Source organism: Rhizobium sp. PK7-22, assembly GCF_056530405.1.
In genome coordinates this window covers 2082194-2104143 of sequence record NZ_CP096514.1, presented here as the reverse complement: position 1 = coordinate 2104143, position 21950 = coordinate 2082194, and the positions used below count along the sequence as shown (strand labels likewise).

17 protein-coding genes are annotated in these 21950 nt (G+C 63.9%); 7 read left to right on the top strand and 10 right to left on the bottom strand.

The genetic code is table 11. The annotated features are described in order from the left end of the window. Positions 1 to 32: 32 nt before the first annotated feature. Positions 33 to 3476, bottom strand: coding sequence for an ATP-binding protein (locus M1E10_RS14985; RefSeq protein WP_499173613.1), 3444 nt, complete (start codon positions 3474 to 3476; stop codon positions 33 to 35). Next, positions 3476 to 4714 (bottom strand): metallophosphoesterase family protein, encoded by a 1239-nt coding sequence (locus M1E10_RS14980; RefSeq protein ID WP_499173612.1) that lies wholly within the window; start codon positions 4712 to 4714, stop codon positions 3476 to 3478. The genes M1E10_RS14985 and M1E10_RS14980 overlap by 1 nt, the downstream gene beginning before the upstream one ends. A gap of 116 nt (positions 4715 to 4830) precedes the next feature. On the opposite strand from M1E10_RS14980, the gene M1E10_RS14975 reads away from it, so the two are divergent. Continuing rightward, positions 4831 to 5817, top strand: coding sequence for an aldo/keto reductase (locus M1E10_RS14975; protein ID WP_499173611.1), 987 nt, complete (start codon positions 4831 to 4833; stop codon positions 5815 to 5817). A gap of 72 nt (positions 5818 to 5889) precedes the next feature. Here the strand turns inward: M1E10_RS14975 and M1E10_RS14970 are convergent, their stop codons facing one another. From M1E10_RS14970 to clpP, 5 genes are all read right to left on the bottom strand, one after another. Further along, the gene (locus tag M1E10_RS14970; RefSeq protein ID WP_499173610.1) at positions 5890 to 8085 is read right to left on the bottom strand and encodes an esterase-like activity of phytase family protein; all 2196 of its coding nucleotides are present in this window, start codon (positions 8083 to 8085) and stop codon (positions 5890 to 5892) included. A 162-nt stretch (positions 8086 to 8247) separates the two neighbouring features. After that, complete coding sequence (hupB, locus tag M1E10_RS14965) at positions 8248 to 8526, bottom strand: non-specific DNA-binding protein Hbs (RefSeq protein ID WP_029618586.1); 279 nt, start codon at positions 8524 to 8526, stop codon at positions 8248 to 8250. Between the two features lie 215 nt (positions 8527 to 8741). Beyond that, positions 8742 to 11162, bottom strand: coding sequence for an endopeptidase La (gene lon / locus M1E10_RS14960; protein ID WP_499173609.1), 2421 nt, complete (start codon positions 11160 to 11162; stop codon positions 8742 to 8744). Between the two features lie 364 nt (positions 11163 to 11526). Next, positions 11527 to 12804 carry an ATP-dependent Clp protease ATP-binding subunit ClpX gene (clpX, locus tag M1E10_RS14955; RefSeq protein ID WP_499173608.1) on the bottom strand — a complete coding sequence of 426 codons (1278 nt, stop codon included), beginning with the start codon at positions 12802 to 12804 and terminating at the stop codon, positions 11527 to 11529. A gap of 279 nt (positions 12805 to 13083) precedes the next feature. Continuing rightward, on the bottom strand, positions 13084 to 13716 hold the full coding sequence (gene clpP / locus M1E10_RS14950) for an ATP-dependent Clp protease proteolytic subunit (protein ID WP_499173607.1): 633 nt from the start codon (positions 13714 to 13716) through the stop codon (positions 13084 to 13086). A gap of 342 nt (positions 13717 to 14058) precedes the next feature. Between clpP and M1E10_RS14945 the strand changes: the two genes are divergently transcribed. From M1E10_RS14945 to M1E10_RS14925, 5 genes are all read left to right on the top strand, one after another. Next, positions 14059 to 15312 (top strand): GGDEF domain-containing protein, encoded by a 1254-nt coding sequence (locus tag M1E10_RS14945; RefSeq protein ID WP_499173605.1) that lies wholly within the window; start codon positions 14059 to 14061, stop codon positions 15310 to 15312. A gap of 163 nt (positions 15313 to 15475) precedes the next feature. Next, a complete protein-coding gene (ggt, locus tag M1E10_RS14940; protein ID WP_499177189.1) occupies positions 15476 to 17194 on the top strand; it encodes a gamma-glutamyltransferase family protein in 1719 nt (572 codons plus the stop codon). A gap of 57 nt (positions 17195 to 17251) precedes the next feature. Continuing rightward, positions 17252 to 18499 carry a cytochrome P450 gene (locus M1E10_RS14935; protein ID WP_499173604.1) on the top strand — a complete coding sequence of 416 codons (1248 nt, stop codon included), beginning with the start codon at positions 17252 to 17254 and terminating at the stop codon, positions 18497 to 18499. A gap of 54 nt (positions 18500 to 18553) precedes the next feature. After that, on the top strand, positions 18554 to 18817 hold the full coding sequence (locus M1E10_RS14930; protein WP_499173603.1) for a hypothetical protein: 264 nt from the start codon (positions 18554 to 18556) through the stop codon (positions 18815 to 18817). Then, positions 18814 to 19200 carry a type II toxin-antitoxin system VapC family toxin gene (locus tag M1E10_RS14925; protein ID WP_499173602.1) on the top strand — a complete coding sequence of 129 codons (387 nt, stop codon included), beginning with the start codon at positions 18814 to 18816 and terminating at the stop codon, positions 19198 to 19200. Before M1E10_RS14930 ends, M1E10_RS14925 begins: the two co-directional genes overlap by 4 nt. Positions 19201 to 19222: 22 nt before the next feature. On the opposite strand, the gene M1E10_RS14920 is transcribed toward M1E10_RS14925, so the two are convergent. Continuing rightward, positions 19223 to 19567, bottom strand: a complete 345-nt coding sequence (locus M1E10_RS14920; protein WP_499173601.1) for a cupin domain-containing protein — start codon at positions 19565 to 19567, stop codon at positions 19223 to 19225. 7 nt (positions 19568 to 19574) lie between these two features. Next, positions 19575 to 20858 carry an O-acetylhomoserine aminocarboxypropyltransferase gene (locus M1E10_RS14915; RefSeq protein ID WP_499173600.1) on the bottom strand — a complete coding sequence of 428 codons (1284 nt, stop codon included), beginning with the start codon at positions 20856 to 20858 and terminating at the stop codon, positions 19575 to 19577. A gap of 117 nt (positions 20859 to 20975) precedes the next feature. On the opposite strand from M1E10_RS14915, the gene M1E10_RS14910 reads away from it, so the two are divergent. Further along, entirely contained in the window at positions 20976 to 21404 is a 429-nt protein-coding gene (locus M1E10_RS14910; RefSeq protein WP_499173598.1) for a DUF6455 family protein, read from the top strand. 3 nt (positions 21405 to 21407) lie between these two features. Here M1E10_RS14910 and M1E10_RS14905 read toward each other — a convergent pair whose 3' ends face one another. Then, a complete protein-coding gene (locus M1E10_RS14905; RefSeq protein WP_499173597.1) occupies positions 21408 to 21836 on the bottom strand; it encodes a CoA-binding protein in 429 nt (142 codons plus the stop codon). Between the last annotated feature and the right edge of the window lie 114 nt (positions 21837 to 21950).

The following is a 21950-nucleotide window of genomic DNA, read 5'->3' as shown; positions in this document are numbered from 1 at the left end:
CTCTCGGATCTGAACGGTCGCATTTCTCCCCTCTACAACCGCACCACATCCACCCCGTCCCCCAGCTCCCGCTTGGCCGTCTCCACCACGCTCGTCTGGTGGGTGAAGAGCAGCGTCTGGTGCGTTTCGCCGGCGGCCGCCAGGGTGCGCAGGCCCGCCGCGGTGCGGTCGTCGTCGAAGGTCTGGAAGATGTCGTCGAGCACCAGCGGGGCCGGCTCGTTGCGGCGGCAGTAGTCCTCCAGGAAGGCCAGCCGCAGCGCGAGATAAAGCTGGTCGCCTGTGCCTTCGCTGAGGCCCACAAGCGGCACCTGCTCGCCCGTCTGGCGCTCGACGGCGAGCTGCAGCTCGTCGCGCTCGTCATAGACCTGCAGGAGGCGGGCGAAGCGGCCGCCGGTGAGGCCTGAGAACAGCTCCCCTGCCCGCTTCATCACGGGATCGGCCTGGCGCTCGCGGTAGGCCTCCATCGAGGACGAGAGGAGGCTGGCGGCGAGCTTCAGCACCACCCAGCGGCGGGCAAGCTCTTTGGCCTCCGTTTCGGCGGCAAGCTTCTGGAAGACGGCGCGTTCGGCGCCGACGCCGGTCTCCAGGTCGCGGCGGCGGCGCTCGTTTTCGGCCTGCAGGATGCCGAGCGCATTCATCCGCTCGATCAGCCGGTCCTCGCCGGCCGTCAGCCGGTCGATCTCCAGCCCGGCGGCGATCCGGTCGAAGCCCGCGAGTGCCGCGCGAATCTCCTCCTCCGAGGCGCCGCCGGCGTGTTCGGCAAAGCGGTCGCGGCAGTTGCGCAGCTCCCGCTCCAGATGCTGGCGCCGGCGCAGGTCGTCGAGCACCTGTGGCAGATCTTCCGGCGTTTTCTGCAGCCGTGCGGCAAGACGCTCCGCCTCCTGCGTCAGGTCCGCCTGTTCGACCGCAAGCCGGGTGAGCGTCAGCCCGACGCGCTCCAGTTCGGCCGAGAGCGCTGCGCGGTGCTTGTTTTCCGCTGTCTCCGCCATCAGCCGCTCGTGCAGGAGGCTCGCCGCCACTTCGGCCGGAACCCCGGCGAGATCCGGCGCCACGGCCGCCACCGCCTTGGCGCTTGCCGCCTCGAAGGCCTCCATGTCGCGCATCATGCCGCGCACGCGCCGCTCGCGGTTCTGTCGCTCGAAGAGCGTTTCCGGCACCGTGCGCCAGGCCTCAAGGGCGGCCAGCGCCATGGGCGGCTCGGCATCCTCCGGCAGGCCGACGGCGGTCAGCGCGCTGGCAAAGCCCGATTGCCAGCGGGCGATCTCGTCGAGCAGGCCCCGCTCGCGCTCCTCCAGACGGGCAAGCGCCTGTTCGGCCATGGCCCGCTTCGTCTCGCCGGCGCGGCTTTCCACCCAGGCCTGGGCAATCTCGGCGAGGCGTCGCTCCAGCCCGCGGGCAATCGCCGTGGTCGGCAGGGCGGCGGCGGCAAAGCCGGTCGCATCGGCAAGCGACAGCAGCGCCGGGCGCACCCTGTCCTCCTTCAGCTTCAGCGCCTCCAGCTCGTCGCGCAGCGCGTCGCTCTCGCGCAGCTGGCGGAAGAGCTCGTCGACGCCGCGGCGCCAGTCGATCATCCGCTCCGGCGCCACGGGGCGGATGCCGGCAGTGCGAAAGCCGTCCTCGTAGTCGGTCAGTTCGTCGGAGAGCGTGATGTCGGCCTCTTTCGCCTGCTTGGCCGCCACCGTCAGGCCCTGCTCGAGCTCACGTTGCCGAAGCAGCAGTTGTGCGTGGCGCGACACTCGTTCGGCATCGGAGAGCGCCGTGTCGGCCAGATCGTCGGCCTCGACGATGGCGCCGGCCAGACGGTCGAAGCCGGTGGTGTCCGGCGTGGTACGCAAATCCTCAAGCAGTCCGTCGCGTTCGGCGCGGCTTGCCGCGATCTGTTCGCGGGAAACGATTCGGCCACTGCCTTCCAGCGCCGCCAGCTGGTGCGCCGTCTCCGCCGCCTCCTCCTCCAGCGCCGTCACTTTGGCGGTCGCGGCCTTCGCCTCCAGGCGGGCCTCCTCGATGCGGCGGCGGTGTTCGCCGAGCGCGCCGGCTTCCGGCAGCGGCAGGGCAAGGAGGGCGCGCAGATCCGTGACCGCCGGGACAAGGCGGGCCATGGCGGCAGAGAGATCCGATTCGGCGCGGGAGAGACGCACCTGCAGCGTCTCGGCGCGCTGCAGGTCGGCAAGCTCCGGCTGCAGGGCCGCCAGCTGTTCCGTCCAGGGTTTCGGGTCGAGCAGCCGCCGGTCGGGGCCGCTCTCCTCGATTCGCCGCAGCGTGTCGTGCTCCTCCTCGATGCGCTCGCGGACATCGCGCAGACCGCGGTCGAGCTTTGTCCCCTCCTCCACCAGCGTGCGCAGCCGCGCCAGATCGGCATCCGGTGGCTGGCGGCTTTCGAGATCGGCGACGCCGGACAGGCCGAGACGTCTAGCTGCCTGGGCCAGCCGCTGGTCGAAATCCTCCACCTCGGCGCGCACCCGGCCAATGTCGTTGCGGGCATTCACATAGGCGCCGATGCCGGAGTGAGCGGCCATGATGGCGGCAGAGGCCGAGAGCAGCGGATCGTTGACGTGGATGGCGCGCAGATCGTCGGAGAATTTTGCCTTGTCGGCCTCGGAGCGGCGCAGCGCCGCCTCGTTGTCGCGCAGCCGGTCGAGGAGAAGGGCAAGCTCCGCCTCGAAATCCGCCGGCAGCCCGGCCAGCGCCTCGAAATCGGCCAGTTGCGCGCGCTCCCGGTCGATCTCGCGGATGATCGGGTCGAGCCGCTGCAGCAGGCGCAAGTGCTCCAGTGCCCGCTTCGTCTCCTGCCGCTCGGCGGAGACGGTTTGCAGATCCGATTCGATCTCGGCCTGTTCGGCGATCAGCCGCTTCCAGTCGCTCGCCTTCAGTTCGTTGTCGCGCTCCGCCTTGCGGGCCTCCTCGTGCGCGTCCAGCACCTGGTAGAACAGCCGGTCCTTGGAACGGCGGGGCGCATAGATGACATCCGCCTCCGCCTCCAGTTCCTTGCGCATCTCGGAAAGGCCCGTGAGCCCGGAGGCCGCGGAAAAGAGCAGGCTGCCGATCTCGCCGCCGCTCTTCAGCATGCTCTCGCCGCCGGCCCGCAGTGATGCGGAGTTGAGCCCGAAGGCACGCTCGAAGACGTCGCGGCTCAAGCTTCCGAGGAAGGGCGTCAGCGCATCGTCGGCCAGCGCTTCTTCCGCGTCCGTTGCGGAAAGCAGCGTGCTCTTGCGGCCCCGGCGGCGGCGGAAGGTCAGGCTCGCGCCATCACGGGAAGTGACCTGTGCCCCGACGCGCAGGGAGGCAGGATCGTGCTGGAAACTGTATTGCGCCGCCGTCGGGAAGCCGAACAGCAGGTCGGAGATCGCCGAGAGCGCCGAGGACTTGCCGGCCTCGTTGGGGCCGTAGACGATGTGCAGCTTGGCATCGGCGCGAAACGCCAGGCTTCGGTCGGTGAGCGCGCCGTAGCGCAGGATGTCGAGGCGTTCGAAGCGCATCAGCCGGCCCCTCCCGCACGCCCGATCAGAAGCTCGCGAGCCTCCGCCAGAAGTGCCGCGGCATCGTCTCCCAGCGCCAGCTCACGAGCGCCGATGCCGCCCGGCAGGCGCGCGGTAATCTCCGCCAGCCGTGCCTCGGCCTCCTCCATGAGTTCGGGCGGCAGATCGCCGGGGATCAGGCCCTCGAGCCCGAGCCCGCCGGCCAGCCCCGCCGTTGCGCCAGACATGCCGGCATCCTCGACGCGCACGTCGAGCTTCTCCAGCCAGATGTCCTCGTGGCAGCGGTGGCAGGCGGCCTGCGCCTCGTCGCGGAAATCCTGCGCCCGGGCGAGCAGCTCGCGCCGGAACCGCGTCCTGCCGGTGAGGCGGATGCGCAGCGCCAGCGGCCGGCCCTCCATGATTTCCGCGACATGCTCCAGTGCCGCCTCGATGCGCCGCAGGATGGTGGGCAGATCCTCGTCCGGCTCGACCGTGACGCTGGCTTCGGCAAAGCGGGCGCCGTCGGTGATGATCCGCTCGTGGCGGATCTCGCCATCCTCAACGGTGACGAGCACGGCCCCCTTGGCGCCCTGCTCGCGGATGCTGCGCCCCTGCAGATTGCCCGGGAAGATGATCAGCGGGTCCTCCGCCACCACCTCGTAGTCATGCACATGGCCGAGCGCCCAGTAGTCGTAGCCGCGCGAGCGCAGATCCTCGACGGAACAGGGCGCGTAGGTCGCATGCGGCTCGCGGCCGGTCAGCGAGGTGTGCAGCACGCCGATGTTGAACCAGCCGGGCTGCGGCGGTGGATAGGCGAGCGAAAGGTTTTCCGTTGCCGAGCGTTCGGCAAACCCCTGGCCGTGCAGCGCCACCTTCAGATGGTCGAGCGTGAAACTGCCGGGCTTGTTGACGGGGAACTCGCGGACGTTCTTCGGCAAAGTGATCGTCTTGGTGATGACGCTTTCGGCGTCATGATTGCCCTTCAGGAGGAAGACCGGGATGCCGGCGCGCTCCAGTCGTGCCACCTCGCGGTTGAAGAAGAGGCCGATCTTGTTGTCCTTCCAGTCGCCGTCATAGACGTCACCGGCGACCAGGAAGAAATCCACCTGCCGTTCGACCGCCTGATCGACGAGTGTTGCGAAGGCCTTGCGGCTTGCCTCCAGGAAGAGCTCCGCGACGGCGGCATCCTTCATGGCAAGCCCCTGGAAGGGGCTGCCCAGGTGCAGGTCGGCGGAATGGATGAAACGGAAGGAGGACATCGAATCGCTTGCTTTTGTTGTCTCTGCTGAGCAGGTGTTTTAGGCTATTGCCGGGCATGGCGATAGCGCGGGTATTCGGCCTGTGGACAGTCAGCCCTTATTCCGGAGGAGACAACATGAGACAGCACGCGTTCGGGCGCACATCCTTCACCGTCAGCGAGATCGGCTTCGGCGCCTGGCAGATAGGCGGTTCCTGGGGCGACGTCAGCGAGGCGGACGGCCGTGCGGCGCTGGAAGCCGCGCTCGACGCCGGCGTCACCTTCATCGACACGGCAGACGTCTATGGCGACGGGCGCTCGGAAAAGATCATCCAGAGCGTGCTCGCCGCGCATGGCGGCAGCCGGCCGATGGTGGCCACCAAGGCCGGACGCAGGCTGAGCCCGCACACGGCGGACGGTTACACCAGGGGGAACCTCGAGGCCTTCATCGATCGCAGCCTTGCCAATCTCGGCGTCGAGACCCTCGACCTCGTGCAGTTGCACTGCCCGCCGGCCGAGGTCTTCTACCGGCCGGAGGTGTTCGGGGCGCTCGACGACCTGCGCCAGTCCGGCAAGATCCGGAGCTACGGGGTCAGCGTCGAGAAGGTCGAGGAGGCGCTGAAGGCGATCGAATATCCCGACGTCGTCAGCATCCAGATCATCTACAACCTCTTCCGCCAGCGTCCGGCCGACCTGTTCTTCAAGGAGGCCAAGCGCAAGAACGTGGCGGTCATCGTCCGTGTCCCGCTCGCCAGCGGTCTGCTGTCGGGCAAGATCAGCCGCGAGACGGCCTTTGCGGCCGACGACCACCGTAACTTCAACCGCCACGGCGAGGCCTTCGACGTCGGCGAGACCTTCGCCGGCGTGCCCTTCGAGGTCGGCCTCCAGGCCGTGGAGGAAGTCCGCAAGCTGGTGCCGGAGGGGGCCGCCATGGCCGCCTTCGCGCTGAAGTGGATCCTGATGAACGAGGCCGTCACCGTGGTCATTCCCGGCGCCCGCAACGCCGAGCAGGCCCGTGCCAATGCCGCCGCCGCCGATCTGGCCGCGCTCTCCGACGACGTGATGACGGCGGCCCGGGAAGTTTACGCGCGGCTGATCGCGCCGCATGTCCACCAGCGCTGGTAGGAAGCCAAGGCTTGCGACAAACAGAAAGGCCGGGCATCGCTGCCCGGCCTTTCCGATTCGATCTACGAGAGATCAGTTGGTGACGTTGAGATCGACCTGCCAGAACAGCGTCTCGCCGGAGCTGTCGTCGACGCCATCGTTGTCGGTGACGGCATAGGCCGCACCGGCGGCGTCGAAGGCAAAGCCTTCCAGCTTGTCGACGGCGTAGCCGTTGGTCGCAGCCTTCAGGTCCGGCAGGAAGTCATGAACTTCTTCCTTGGCGACCGTCGGCAGTTCCTCGCCGATCTTGCCGGGCTTCAGGTCGGCGATCGCGACGCGATAGAGCTTCTTCAGCTTGGCATTGTCGCCGATCTGGTTGTCGCGCTCGACGATATAAACGTGATCGCCGCGGGCGGTGATTTCGGAAAGACCGACCCAGCCGGCTTCCGTCGCCTCGAGCGGATAGTGGACCGCGCCCCATTCCTTGGACTTCGGATTGTAGGAAACGAGCTTGACCATGCCCTTCCCGTCGTCCTTCCATTCGCGTTGAACGGCCATCCAGAGCGTCATGTCATCGCCGGTGCCGACGGAGGTGATGCCTTCCAGGCCGAAGCGGGTCTGGCCTGCGAGCAGCTCCACCGGGAAACCGATTTCTGACTTGATGACGCCCTTGGCATCGACATTGTAGATGCCGTGGCCGGTGAGCTTGGCCGGGTCACCTTCGGAGGCCAGCCAGAAGCCGCCCTTGCCGTCGAGCGCAATGCCTTCGATATCGAGCTTCTGGGCAGCTGCTCCACCCCGGGTGACCGGGAGAGCCGAGGTGATCATGGCCGGCTTCTGGGTTGCGTCGATCGTGAAGATCGTCGGCTGCATTCCGTAGAAGCTGTCGTTGACGGCGTAGAGCGTGCCGGCCTTTTCGGCATCGCCGACGAGACCGGACAGCGCACCCCAGCCGATCGGCGCACCGTCGACCATGGCGGACTGGATCATCGGATAGGCTGCTTCGCCTTCCGCCAGTTCATAGATCATCACGTGGGAGCGGGCGCCGCCGTCTTCACCGAGATCGGCCTCGTTGGAGGTCGCCAGCAGGTTGCGGGCCGGGATGGCAATGGCGCTTTCCGGCGAGATGCCGGAAGGCAGCAGCTGCACCAGTTCCGGCTCGGCACCGGTGTCCTTGTAGACGGCAACGATCGAGGCGCGCTCGGCCATCACGAAGAAATACTTCTGATCGCCGAAGGTCGCGGCTTCCAGGCCTTCGGGCTCGACGCCCTTCGACTTGGCGCGCTTGTCCGGAAAATGACCGATCTGGGCGATCGCCAGTTCCAGCGACGGGCCCGATTCGTAAAGCACCTTGCCGGTCTTGTCGAAGATCGTGAAGCCGCGCGATCCGCCCTTGTAGTCGCCTTCGTTGGCCACCACGAAACGGTCGTCGTCCAGCCACTTCAGGGCGTCCGGCTCGCGGGCTACATCTTCCAGCTTGCCGGTAAACTTCAGCGCGCCGTCCGACTTGGTGTCGACGCCGTCGAGATCGACCGTGCCGGCGGAGAAGTGGGTCTTCACCTCGCCCGTCTTCCCGTCGATGATGACGATGTGGTTGTTCTCCTGCAGCGTCAGGGCGATTTCGCCGAGGCTGTTGATGGAGACGAATTCCGGCTCCGGATCGTCGCCGGCCACATCGGCAAGGCCAGTCACGTCCACATGCTTGATCGAACCGCAATCTGCAACGCCGTCGTTCAGCGTGATGATCGCCAGGTCGCCGGCAGGCATCTGCGGGATCTCGCCGTCGTTGAGATCCTCGTCGCGCTCGTTCTCGATCGCGATTGCCGCAAAGCTCTTGTCGCCGGAGATGGCAACCGAGTCCGGCTGACCGCCAAGATCGCAACTGGCTTCGATCGACTTAGATGCGAGATCGACGACGACGAACTTGCCCGACGGCTTGACGAAGCTTTCGGACGTGTTGACGGCGACCAGAACCTTGGAACCGGCAACGGTGACGGACGTCGGTTCGCCGTCCATCATCAGCGCGCCGGCGGCCTTGGGCGCCTTGGCATCGGTGATGTCGACAAAGCCGATGCCGCCGAGCGGGCTGTCGGAGTAGATCAGCGTGTTGCCGTCCTCGGACGCGGTGATGATTTCAGCCGATGTCGTCGTCATATTTTCCTTGTCGGCCGGCAGATTGGAAGCGACGGGGAAGGACGCGATACGGTTGAAGACCGGCTCGGCAGACGCGGGAATTGCAGCAGAAGCAAGCAGTGCCGCAGTCAGTGCGGCGCGTACGGAAATTCTCATGGGAAGCCCTCCTGTCCATGAAGCGAACAAGGGCGCTTGTGCGGCACGGGCATGACAGGCAGATGACACGCTGCTCACGTTAGGCGCTGCTGAAAAACATCCAGGGAAAAAGAAAAAAGGCCCGGACCAAGCCGAGCCTTTCAAGAAACAAGAGGCAAAAGCTTACTTGTTGTTGACCGCGTCCTTCAGGCCCTTGCCGGCCGAGAACTTCGGCACGTTGCGTGCCGGGATGTCAACTTCGGCGCCGGTCGAAGGATTGCGACCCTTCGATGCTTCACGCCGGGAAACGGAAAAGCTGCCAAAACCAGCCAGGCGGATATCGCCGCCATTCTTCAGTTCGGACTGAACAGTCTCAAATACGGCGTCGACAGCCGAAGCGGCATCAGCCTTGGAGAGGCTAGCCTTTTCCGCAACTGCGGCAACCAGTTCATTCTTGTTCATGTTTCCACCCTTTCAAACGGTATTGAAACGACTCAAGTTTAATCGGGCCCAGCACAAATCGATGTGAGCCTTCACTCGTCACAAGCGCCGCTATCGCCTGAAAAACAAGAGGTATTGAGGCCTTTTCACAAAAAAAGCCGGCTTCTAACCGGCTTTTTTTCGTCATCGTGCCAATTTGGCATAGTCACGCCCCCCAGATATTGAGGGGCGAAGTGTCAGTGGGCGAAGGTGCTTCCCGCTTCGTCGACGCCGTCGACCGTGGCAATCACAGGTGTCTCCACGGTTCCGTCCCACTCGATGGGCTCAGGCTTGCGCAACAGCGCATGCTCGATGACTTCGCCCATCCGGGACACCGGGATGATCTCCATGTTGTTCTTCACGTTGTCCGGAATCTCCGCCAGATCCTTGGCGTTCTCTTCCGGGATCAGAACCTTCTTGATGCCGCCACGGAGGGCTGCGAGCAGCTTCTCCTTGAGCCCGCCGATAGGCAGGACTCGTCCTCGCAGGGTGATCTCGCCCGTCATCGCGACGGTCTTGTCCACCGGAATGCCGGTCATGATCGAGACGATGGCCGTGGCCATGGCGACACCGGCAGACGGACCGTCCTTCGGGGTTGCGCCTTCGGGCACATGCACGTGAATGTCCGACTTGTCGAAGCGCGGCGGCTCGATGCCGAAATCGACCGCACGCGAACGGACGTAGGACGCCGCCGCAGAAATCGATTCCTTCATCACTTCCTTCAGATTGCCCGTGACTGTCATGCGGCCCTTGCCCGGCATCATGACGCCTTCGATGGTCAGCAGTTCACCGCCGGCTTCCGTCCAGGCAAGACCGGTCACCACGCCCACCTGGTCCTCGCCCTCGGCTTCGCCGTGGCGGTAGCGCGGAACGCCCAGATAGTCGTTGATGTTGGCCGCCGTGACATGGATCGACGTCGACTTGCCCTTGATGATCTCGGTCACCGCCTTGCGGGCAAGCTTCATCAGCTCACGCTCGAAGTTACGGACACCGGCTTCGCGGGTATACTGCTGGATCACCGACATCAGCGCATCGTCGCTGACTGAGAATTCGTTCGGCTGCAGCGCATGCTCCTTGATCGCCTTCGGCAGAAGGTGACGCTTGGCGATTTCCCGCTTTTCATCTTCCGTGTAACCGGCGATGCGGATGATCTCCATGCGGTCCATCAGCGGTGCCGGGATGTCCAGCGTGTTCGCCGTGGTGATGAACATCACGTCCGAAAGATCGTATTCGACCTCCAGGTAATGGTCCATGAACGTGGCGTTCTGGGCCGGATCGAGCACTTCCAGAAGCGCCGAAGACGGATCGCCGCGGTAGTCCTGGCCCAACTTGTCGATCTCGTCGAGAAGAAACAGCGGGTTGGACTTCTTGGCCTTCTTCATCGACTGGACGACCTTGCCGGGCATCGAGCCGATGTAGGTGCGGCGGTGGCCGCGGATTTCGGCTTCATCGCGAACGCCGCCGAGAGCCATCCGGACATACTCGCGACCGGTTGCCTTGGCGATCGACTGGGCAAGCGACGTCTTGCCGACGCCCGGAGGGCCGACGAGGCACAGGATGGGACCCTTGATCTTCGTGGACCGCGCCTGGACTGCCAGATACTCGATGATCCGTTCCTTGACCTTATCAAGGCCAAAGTGGTCCAGCTCCAGCACCTTCTCGGCATGGTTCAGATCGGTCCTGACCTTCGACTTCTTGTTCCATGGAATCGACAGCAGCCAGTCGAGGTAGTTGCGCACGACGGTCGCTTCCGCAGACATCGGGCTCATCGACTTCAGCTTCTTCATTTCGGCGTCGGCCTTTTCACGGGCCTCCTTCGAAAGCTTCGTCTTGGAGATGCGCTCCTCCAGTTCGGCCATCTCGTCGCGGCCGTCCTCACCGTCGCCGAGCTCCTTCTGGATCGCCTTCATCTGCTCGTTCAGGTAATATTCGCGCTGGGTCTTCTCCATCTGGCGCTTCACGCGCGAGCGAATGCGCTTCTCGACCTGAAGGACCGAAATCTCGCCTTCCATGAAGCCGAGCGCCTTTTCGAGGCGACCCTTGACGCTGACCGTCTCGAGCATCTCCTGCTTCTCGGTGATCTTGATGGAGAGATGCGAGGCGACCGTGTCGGCAAGCTTCGAATAGTCCTCGATCTGGCTGGCAGCACCGACGACTTCCGGAGAGATCTTCTTGTTCAGCTTGACGTAGTTCTCGAACTCCGAGACCACGGAGCGCGACAGGGCCTCGACCTCGACGGGATCTTCTTCCGGCTCGTCGAGCACGGAAGCCGAAGCCTCGTAGAATTCTTCACGGTCGGTGTAGCTGGAAATCTTGGCGCGCGCACGGCCCTCGACCAGCACCTTGACGGTGCCGTCGGGCAGCTTCAGCAGTTGCAGCACGTTGGCGACCGTTCCGACCTCGTAGATGGCCGACGGCTCAGGATCGTCGTCACCGGCATTGATCTGGGTGACCAGCATGATCTGCTTGTCGGAACCCATGACCTCTTCCAGAGCGCGGATCGACTTCTCTCGCCCAACGAACAGGGGGACGATCATATGCGGAAAAACCACAATGTCGCGCAGGGGCAGCAGCGGGAAGGTATCGACGCTGGGTGCCTCGGACGTTGAATTTGTCATTCTTCTTCCTTTCATATCCCGTTACCGGGATTGCCCCAGACCACTCATCCGGGGATTCCACTTGAGCCGCAAGTGGAGTGTCTGACCAATGATTTCAAGCCTCGTTCACCCTTTGGGCCCGTCGACAGGGGAAGGCGCCAGGGGCGAGGAACGCAGATACTCGTCATGCCGGAAATGGTGCTTCAGACAATCATTGCCCGTGCCGCCATCAGCGCTGGCGATTCCTGATCTTTACCCATACCCCCAAATCGGAGTCGAGCGAAGCAATATACATCGTATCACAGCAGCATGACATCGCTGAACCCGAATACGGAAACGAAAAGAGGCCCTTGCGGGCCTCTCACATCATCAATCGGGCCCGGCATCAGGCCGAGACGTTGGTCTTTTCGTCCTGCCGATCGGCATAGATGTAGAGCGGGCGGGCGTTGCCGCGCACGACATCCTCGGAGATCACCACTTCCCGGACACCTTCCAGCGCCGGAAGCTCGAACATGGTGTCGAGCAGGATCTTCTCCATGATGGAGCGCAGTCCGCGGGCACCGGTCTTGCGGGTGATCGCCCGACGGGCGATCTCGCGCAGAGCGTCCTCGTGGAACGTCAGTTCCACGTCTTCCATCTCGAACAGCCGCTGGTACTGCTTGACCAGCGCGTTCTTCGGTTCCGACAGGATCTGGATCAGCGCATCCGCATCGAGATCTTCGAGCGTCGCCAGGACCGGCAGACGACCGATGAACTCGGGGATGAGGCCGAACTTGACCAGGTCTTCCGGCTCCAGTTCGCGCAGGACCTCGCCGACGCGGCGATCGTCTTCCGCCTTGACCGATGCACCAAAGCCGATCGAGGTCTTCTCTCCACGAGCGGAGATGATCTTGTCGAGGCCGGCGAATGCACCGCCGCAGATGAACAGGATGTTGGTAGTGTCCACCTGCAGGAATTCCTGCTGCGGATGCTTGCGGCCACCCTGCGGCGGAACCGAAGCCACGGTGCCTTCCATGATCTTCAGAAGCGCCTGCTGGACGCCCTCGCCCGACACGTCGCGGGTGATCGAGGGGTTGTCCGACTTGCGCGAAATCTTGTCGACTTCGTCGATGTAGACGATGCCGCGCTGTGCGCGCTCGACATTGTAGTCCGCCGACTGCAGCAGCTTCAGGATGATGTTTTCCACATCCTCGCCGACGTAACCGGCTTCGGTCAGCGTCGTTGCGTCAGCCATGGTGAAGGGAACGTCGATGATGCGGGCCAAGGTCTGCGCAAGATAGGTCTTGCCGCAACCGGTCGGGCCGACCAGCATGATGTTCGACTTCGCCAGTTCGACATCGCCACCCTTGGACGCATGCGCCAACCGCTTGTAGTGGTTGTGCACCGCGACCGAGAGGATGCGCTTTGCCTGCTGCTGGCCGATCACATATTCGTCGAGAACCTTGATGATGTCCTGTGGGGTCGGCACGCCTTCGCGCGACTTCACCATGGAGGTCTTGTTCTCTTCCCGGATGATATCCATGCAGAGTTCGACGCATTCATCGCAGATGAACACCGTCGGTCCGGCAATCAGCTTGCGGACTTCGTGCTGGCTCTTGCCGCAGAACGAACAATACAGGGTATTCTTGGAGTCGCCGCCGTTGCTGCCGCTGACTTTGCTCATATCACTTTCCTTCCAGCACTCCGCTCTCCCGTTTCCGGGTGCGGTCCACTCTTGCTTGCCGCCACGTCCACCTTGCGTGACAACGCGCCGGTCTTGCCTGGGGTACTTCTACCGGTCTGGACGCCGGTCCGGATCGGCGGCAACGAATCCCCTTCAGAATACCAAATGCTATGCGGCAAAAATCTACACAACATTAATAGGTACTAATACCGCTTTCCCTGCCGGTTGAAACCCCCGCATCGTCACATGCGGGTGACATTGGAAAGCGATACTAGAAGATTAATTCGCCGGAGCACCCTCAAGTTCCTCACGCGAGGTCAGGATCTTGTCGATGACACCCCATGCCTTGGCCTCGTCCGAGTCCATGAAATGGTCGCGGTCGAGGGTCTTTTCAACTTCTTCGTAAGTCCGACCCGTGTGTTTCTCGTAAACCTGGTTCAGACGACGCTTCATCTTCAGTATGTCGCGAGCGTGGCGCTCGATGTCGGATGCCTGTCCCTGAAAACCGCCCGAGGGCTGGTGCACCATGATGCGCGAGTTGGGTGTAGCAAAGCGCATGCCGTTAGCACCGGCTGCCAGGAGCAGCGAGCCCATGGACGCAGCCTGGCCGATGCACAGCGTCGAGACGGCAGGACGAATGAACTGCATCGTATCGTAGATCGCCATGCCGGCGGTGACGACGCCGCCCGGCGAATTGATGTAGATCGCAATTTCCTTCTTCGGGTTTTCGGCCTCGAGGAAGAGGAGCTGCGCGCAGACGAGCGAAGCCATGTGATCTTCGACCGGACCTGTCAGGAAGATGATCCGTTCCTTCAGCAGCCGCGAATAGATGTCGTACGACCGCTCGCCGCGATTGGTCTGTTCGACGACCATCGGGACCAGAGCCATGGCTGTATCGACGGGATTTCTCATATCAGTCCTTTGTCATCGCTTGGCCGGGCGGAGAAACCCCGGAATCAAAGTGGAATAGGTCAATCCCTACATAGAGTGTCAAGGGCAGGCACTTCAAGACGGAGCAGGCGATATCCTTAATCGTCGTAGCCTTTCTCAGCCGCTTGTAGCGGATCGTATCCGGCTGCACAGTCCGGCTGGAGCATGAATGGGGGTGCGTCACAGCTTTCTGCCGGGATTTGGTAAACCGAAGCTGAACAAGAACAGCCCGATTTTCCCGATGGTCGCACCGCAACTGCAACCTGCCCTTAAAGACTCTCCGATAGATCTGTCCTCCTCCAGGCTCGGAAAGGGCGCACTCGCATGGACATTCTGACAGGCCTCGTCATCTGGGCCGCCCAGGCACTGACGCTGGGCGTGCTGCTGCTCGCATGGTGGTATCGGCAACCCAGCCAGATCTATCTGCGCAGCTGGAGCGCAGGATTTGGTCTTTTGGGAATCGGTCTGCTGCTGCTCAGCCTGCGGGGCGACATTCCGGACTTCCTCTCGATACAGATCGCCAACACCTTCAATCTCGCGGCGATCGGAATATTGGTCGGCGGCATGCAGCAGTTCGACGGAAAGCGCGTCGAACCCTATATTGCCATCCCCGCTCTCCTCTGGATCGGCGGCATGCTGCTGCCCTTTGTCCGGGACAGCTTTCCCACACGGATGATCCTGGGTCACTTCTCGGCCGCTGTCGGCTTCGCGATGCTGATCACCATTCTGCTGCAGCGCCCCGGCAATTCGACCTGGACCCGGGTCATGCTGGCAAGCGTCCTCGGTATCCATATCGTTTCCAGCCTGGGAAATTCCATCTTCGCGGCATTTCAGGGAACGACGTCCTTTGCGACCGTCCCCTCGCCTGCCCTGATCCTTCTTCCGGGCGCATTCTGCTTCGTATCGATCATGCTGATGGGTGCGCAGATGCTGACGGAACGCACCAAACAGAGGCTGAAGGAGCTTTCAGTCACCGACCCGCTGACGGGCGTGCTCAATCGCCGGGGCCTGATCGACGACTTCGACCGTCTCAGTCAACGTCACAATCCTGCCAAGCCGCTGATCGCACTCCTGCATTTCGATCTGGACAACTTCAAGCAGATCAACGACCGCTGTGGCCACCAGGGCGGCGATGCGGTTCTTGTCGCCTTCTGCCGCCTGGCCGCAGTCTCGTTCAACAGCCGCGGGTCCTTCGGGCGCATGGGTGGCGAGGAGTTTGCCAGCATCCTGCGCGTCGCCGACCTGGTCGAGGCCGCCAGCATCGCGGAAGGGTTTCGCATGACGCTTGCGCTGCAGACGATCCAGGCCGGCGAAAGCCGGGTGGCCGTCACGGTCAGCGCCGGGATTGCACTGCAGCCTGCGGCCGATGCCGACCTTGACCGGCTTCTGACGGCCGCAGACCGCGCCCTCTACGCAGCAAAGGCTGCCGGTCGCAACTGCTCGGCGGTCGATCAGAGCGGCGGCGTCTCCATCGTCCCGTCTGCGGCCATGCTGACGCAGCACGATATGACGCTGGAGATCCACGCTAGCGAACAGGTGACGGCGCTTCGGAGCATCGCCCAGGCCGCCGGTTCGTAAGCGCACCACCCCTCCTTTTTCCACTTGCCGGATGGCCCCGCTGGCCCACATGCTGAAGATGGCAAAGGCAAGCCTGCCTCTCCTTGCGCAGGCGACACGGCGGGAGCGCGACATGCAGACGAAGCGACTGATCGGCATCACCCTTTCCCTCCTGCTGCCGGCCATGGTGCCGGGCGGCCCGTTGCAGGCCCAGCAGGCCTCCGACACGATCGCACCGGAACGCGCGACCGGCGTGACGACTGCGCAGCGGACGGAGGCGAAGAGCTTCATGGTCGCCGCCGCCAACCCGCTGGCGGCGGAGGCCGGACGCAAGGTGCTCGCCGAAGGCGGCAATGCCATCGACGCGATGGTCGCCGTGCAGACCGTGCTCGGCCTTGTCGAACCGCAGAGCTCCGGCCTTGGTGGCGGTGCCTTCCTCGTCTACTACGACGCATCATCCGGTAAGCTGACGACCTTCGACGGCCGGGAGACGGCGCCGATGGAGGCGACGCCCAAGCTGTTTCTCGATGACCAGGGGCAACCGCTGAAGTTCATGGAGGCGGTCGTGGGCGGCCGCTCGGTCGGGACCCCCGGGACAGTCAAGCTGCTGCACGAGGTGCATGGCCGCTTCGGCAAGGCCGACTGGGCCAGCCTCTTCGAGCCTGCCATCAGGCTTGCCAGTGACGGCTTCGCGGTCTCCCCTCGCCTGGCAAATCTCGTTGCCGGTGAAGGCGACAAGCTGAAGACTTTTGAGACCACCACCCGCTATTTCTTCGACGAGAGCGGGGCACCGCGGACGGCGGGCAGCCGGCTCCGTAACCCGGCCTATGCCGAGACGCTGGAAGCGATCGCCTCCGGCGGGGCGGATGCCTTCTATACCGGGCAGATCGCAGCATCGATCGTCAAGACGGTGCGCGAGGCAGCCGGCAACCCAGGCGTCCTCTCGCTCGCCGACCTCGCCAACTACCGGATCAAGGAACGCGAACCGGTCTGCCTAGCCTACCGGGCGCTCGATGTCTGCGGCATGGGGCCACCCTCCTCCGGTGCCGTCGCCGTCGGCCAGGTGCTGGGCGTCCTGGAGAACTTCGACATTCGCGGCCTCGGGCCCGAGAGCCCGGAAAGCTGGCGGCTGATCGGCGACGCGCAGCGGCTCGCCTTCGCCGACCGCGAGCGCTACCTCGCCGACACCGACTTCGTCCCCGCGCCGATCAAGGGGCTGCTCGGCAAGACCTATCTGGAACAGCGTGCCGCGCTCCTCGACCGGGAGACGGCGCTTGCAAAGGAGGAGGTGAAGGCCGGCGAACCGGAATGGGATCATGCGCTGCTCTTCGGCGACGGGGAGGCCATCGAACTCCCCTCCACCAGCCACTTCGTCATCGTCGATGCGGGCGGCAACGTCGTCTCGATGACGACGACGATCGAGAACGGCTTCGGCTCCCGGCTGATGACCAACGGTTTCCTGCTCAACAACGAGCTCACCGATTTCTCCTTCAAGACGCACAATGCCGGCGTCCCCGTCGCCAACCGCGTCGAGCCCGGCAAGCGGCCGCGCTCGTCGATGGCCCCGACCATCGTGATGAAGGACGGCAAGCCGCTTCTGGCGATCGGCTCCCCCGGCGGCAGCCAGATCATCGGGTATGTGGCGCAGGCGTTGATCGCCTACATCGACTGGCAGATGCCCGTCGAGGAAATCGTCGCCATGCCGCACCTCAACAACCGCTTCGGCACCTACGACCTGGAAGCCGGCACCGCCGCCGAGGACCTGGCCGAGCCGCTCAAGGCGATCGGCTACGAGGTGAAGGTCGGCGAGATGAACTCCGGTCTGCATGCTATTGAAATCACGGCGGAAGGCCTTGTGGGCAGCGCCGATCCGCGGCGCGAGGGCGTGGCGCTGGGTGAGTAGCATCCGCCGTCCCTGACCTCTTTCGCCGGGGCGACGATTGCGCTAGGCGTTGAGGCCATGAATACCTTGCCCGTCTGTCTTCGCATCGAACCTACCACCCGCCGCGTCTCCCTCGACGGCCGGGATCCTGCCTTCTACGGCGATCCCAATCGCGTCTATGCGGCGCTCCACGCGCAGTGCCCGACCTTCTACTGGGAAGAGCAGAAGCAGTGGTTCTTCACCGGCTACGACCACGTTAACGCCCTCTTGCGCGACCGCCGTTTCGGCCGCCAGATCCTCCACATCGCCAGCCGCGAGGAACTGGGTTTGCCGGAACCGCAGCCGCATCTTACCAATTTCGACCTTGCCGAGCGGCATTCGCTGCTGGAGATCGAGCCGCCGGAGCACACGCGCCTCAGGACGCTCGTCAACCGCGCCTTCGTCTCGCGCCACGTCGAGCGGCTGCGTCCGGAGATTTCGCAAGTGGCGGAGTCACTTATCGACGGCTTTGCGAGCAAGGGACGAACCGAACTGCTCTCCTCCTTCGCCGACATCATCCCAGTGACGATGATCGCGCGGATGATCGGCATTCCGGACGAGATGGGACCGCAGCTGCTGAAATGGTCGCATGCCTATGTGGGCATGTACATGTTCAAGCGGACGCCGGAGGACGAGCTGGCGGCGGACCGGGCGGCCAAAGAGTTCGCCGACTACGTCAAGACACTGATCGCCGAGCGCCGTAAGGCGCCGCGGGAGGACCTGCTCAGCCACATGATCCACACCGAGCACAAGGGTCAGCACCTCAGCGACGACGAACTGGTGTCGACCACCATCGTGCTCTTGAACGCCGGCCACGAGGCGACCGTGCACCAGATCGGCAATTCCGTCCGGGTGATCCTGGAGAGCGGTCTGCCCGTGGCGGAGATGTTCCGCGACGAGGCGGCCACCGAACGGACGGTCGAGGAAACCATGCGGATCTGCGCGCCGGTCCACATCTTCCAGCGCTGGGCGCTGGAGGACGTCGAGGTGAACGGCATCGCGTTGCGGCGCGGCGACAAGGTGAGCCTCATCCTCGCCGCTGCCAATCTGGATCCCAAGAAGTTCTCCGAGCCGCTCGCCTTCCGCCCGGACCGGCAGGAAGCCGCCAACCTCTCCTTCGGCGCCGGCATCCACTTCTGCATCGGCGCGCCATTGGCCCGGCTGGAGCTCAACACCGTGCTCCCCCTCCTCTTCCGCCGCCTGCCGGGTCTCAGGATCGCAGAGACGCCGACGGTGAAGGACGTCTACCATTTTCATGGGCTGGAGCGGCTTGAGCTGGCGTGGTAAACTTGTCCAACAATATGCAAGCAGGTAAGTTGGTCCGTAAATTCGGAGCAGGCCATGACAAATTCTGCACACCCTTCCCCCTCGCCCGTTCCTCACCCACGGGAGAGGGAACTCGCAACCAAGATTGCGCGGCTGGCGGAAGCCGGCAGGCTGGACATGATCGAACTTCTCGACAAGGCCGTTGCACTTCAGGAGAAGGCAGTTGCTGAACCGGCCCAAAAGCGAGTACCGGGACGCTTCAAGGGGAAGCTGGAAGTGGGACCGGAGTTCTTCGAGCCGCTGAGCAAGGATGACATCCGGGACCTGACCGGAGAGTGAGGTATCTTCTGGATACACATGCTCTCCTGTGGTGGCTGAACGGCCATGCCGACCTTTCTCTGTCCGCCCGCAGCATTATCGAAGATCGGCAAAACGTCATCTACGTGAGCGCCGCATCAGCATGGGAAATCGCCATCAAGTTCAGGAAAGGGAAGCTTCCATCGGCAGCGGCCATCCTGCCGGACTTCTCTACAATCCTCAGGGATGAGGGGTTCGTCGAGCTGGCCATCACCAGTGCACATTCTGTCAGAAGTGCGTTGCTCCCTGGCGATCACTGGGATCCGTTCGATCGGATTATTGCCGCCCAAGCCATGATTGAAGATCTGGCGCTCATCTCCCGCGACGACAAGATGCCATCGCTCGGCGTTGTCACGCACTGGTAGACGGATGCGTCTTCGCCTCCGGCTACACCCGGATCACATAATCCTTGCGAGTCGTTTCAACCACTTCCCAGGTCCCCCTGAACCCCGGTCTGAGGACGAGACGGTCGCCGGGGCGAAGGTGGAAGGTTGCGCCGCCCTCCTCCGTCACGATCGAATAGCCTTCCAGGATGTAAAAATACTCCCACTCGTCGTAGACGATCCGCCACTTGCCGGGTGTCGATTCCCAGACGCCGGCATAGAGGCCGCCGGCGGCCTCCTCGAGGTTCCATGTGCGGAACTGCGGCGTGCCGGAGATCAGCCGGTCGGGCGCCGGAGCGCCCTCCTCCGGTTCGATGGCGGTGAGGTCGAAGGCGAGTGCTGCGGACATGACGGCCTCAGATCCTGGCAAGTGACTGTTCAAGGTCGGCGATGATGTCGGCCGGGTCCTCGATGCCGATCGACAGGCGCACCACGTCCGGACCGGCGCCGGCGGCCACCTGTTGCTCCTCGGAGAGCTGGCGGTGGGTGGTGGAGGCCGGGTGGATGACGAGCGAGCGGGTGTCGCCGATGTTGGCGAGATGGGAGAACATCTGCAGCCCCTCGACGAAGGTCTTGCCGGCCTCGTAGCCGCCCTTCAAGCCGAAGGTGAAGACGGCGCCGGAACCCTTCGGCGCATACTGCTGCTGCAGCGCGTGGTTCGGATCGTCCTCCAGCCCGGAGTAGCTGACCCAGGAGACCTTCTCGTGCGCCTTCAGCCAGGTGGCGGCGGCGAGTGCGTTGTCGCAGTGGCGCTGCATCCTGAGCGGCAGCGTCTCGATGCCGGTCAGGATCATGAAGGCGTTGAACGGCGAGATGGCCGGGCCGAGGTCGCGCAGGCCGAGCACCCGGCAGGCGATCGCGAAGGCGATGTTTCCGAAGGTCTTGTGCAGCTCGATGCCTGCATATTCCGGCCGCGGCTCCGACAGCATCGGGTAGCGTCCGGACTGCGACCAGTCGAAGGTGCCGCCGTCGACGATCATGCCGCCCATGGAATTGCCGTGGCCGCCCAAAAATTTCGTCAGCGAATGGACGACGATGTCGGCGCCGTGCTCCAGCGGCCGCAGCAGATAGGGGCTGGCCATGGTGTTGTCGACGATCAGCGGCAGGCCGTTCCTTTGGGCGACCTCGGCGATGGCGGCGATGTCGACGAAGGTGCCGCCGGGATTTGCCAGGCTCTCGATGAAGATGCCCTTGGTGCGCTCGTCGATCTGGCTCTCGAAGCTTGCCGGATCGGCGGGATCGGCCCAGCGGACTTCCCAGCCGAAGTTCTTGAAGGCGTGGCCGAACTGGTTGATGGAGCCGCCGTAGAGCTTGCGGGCAGCGAGGAAATTGTCGCCCGGCTGCATGATCGTGTGGAAGACCAGCATCTGCGCCGCATGCCCGGAGGCGACGGCCAGCGCTGCCGCGCCACCCTCCAGTGCCGCGACGCGCTCCTCGAGCACCGCCTGCGTCGGGTTCATGATGCGGGTGTAGATATTGCCGAACTGCTGCAGGCCGAAGAGGGCGGCGGCATGGTCGGCGCTCTCGAAGACGAAGGACGTGGTCTGGTAGATCGGAGTTGTGCGGGCGCCGGTGGCGGGATCGGGCTGGGCGCCCGCATGAACGGCAAGCGTCGCAAAGCCCGGATTGTGTGTCGACATGTCTTCCTCCCTGAAATGCAGAACTGGTGTCGCTTCAACAAACCTCCTCGGTTGATCCCGATCAAGGAAATTCCTTCCCCGCAGGCTAGGCTTTCGAGAAACAGAGAGGGGATTGCTATGGAAACCTATGCGCATCGCCAGACACAGTCACTGACATCGCGGCTGTTGCATTGGTGCTCGCGGGCCTGGGAGGCTGCGACCGAGACGGATGTCATCGGCCAGCTGGACGACCGGGCCTTGGCTGAACTTTCCCGCGACTGCGGCATCTCTGCCGATCAGCTGAAGCGGCTGGCGGACGCCGGCCCGCATGCCGCCGACGAGATGGCCGCCCTGATGCTGGCCATCAACATCGACCCGGCCGAGGTGGCGAGGCTCTATCCGGAGCAGTTCCGCAACATGCAGGTCAACTGCTCGCTCTGCGAGTCCAAGGACCGCTGCCGGCAGGATCTTGCCGAGCAGGTCATCGATCGGGAGCATGTCCGCTACTGCAGCAACGCCGACCATCTGAAGGCGCTGCAGCAGGAGGCACCGCTGCTGATGGCTTGAGCGTCAGGCCATCAGGCGTGGGTATTCGATAGCCGGGCAGCGGTTCATCACCACCTTGATCCCAGCGGCCTCCGCCTTGGCGGCCGCATCGTCGTCGCGCACGCCGAGCTGCCCCCAGACCACCTGTGGTGGCTGCGGCAAGGCGGCCGCCTCGGCAACGATTCCGTCCAAATATTCGGGTGCCCGGAACACATCGACCATGTCGACAGGCTGCGTAATGTCCGACAGCTTCGCGTAAACGGTCTGTCCGAGGATCTCCTTGCCCGCCTGCCCCGGATTGACCGGGATCACCGTATAGCCCTTCGACAGCAGGAAGCGCATGACGCCGTTGCTCGGACGGTCGGGGTTCGGCGAGGCGCCGAGCAGCGCGATCGTCTTCGTCGTCTTCAGGATGTCGGCGATATAGGTGTCTTCGTAGCGGTCGTGGTTCATGGGTAGCCTCCGGAGAAAAACGAGCTCTCTTCAAGATCTAGGGACGCCCGACAGGAATGGACACCCCGGCAGCCATTTTTGACAGCCTCCTCCCGATCGTTCATGCACCTACCG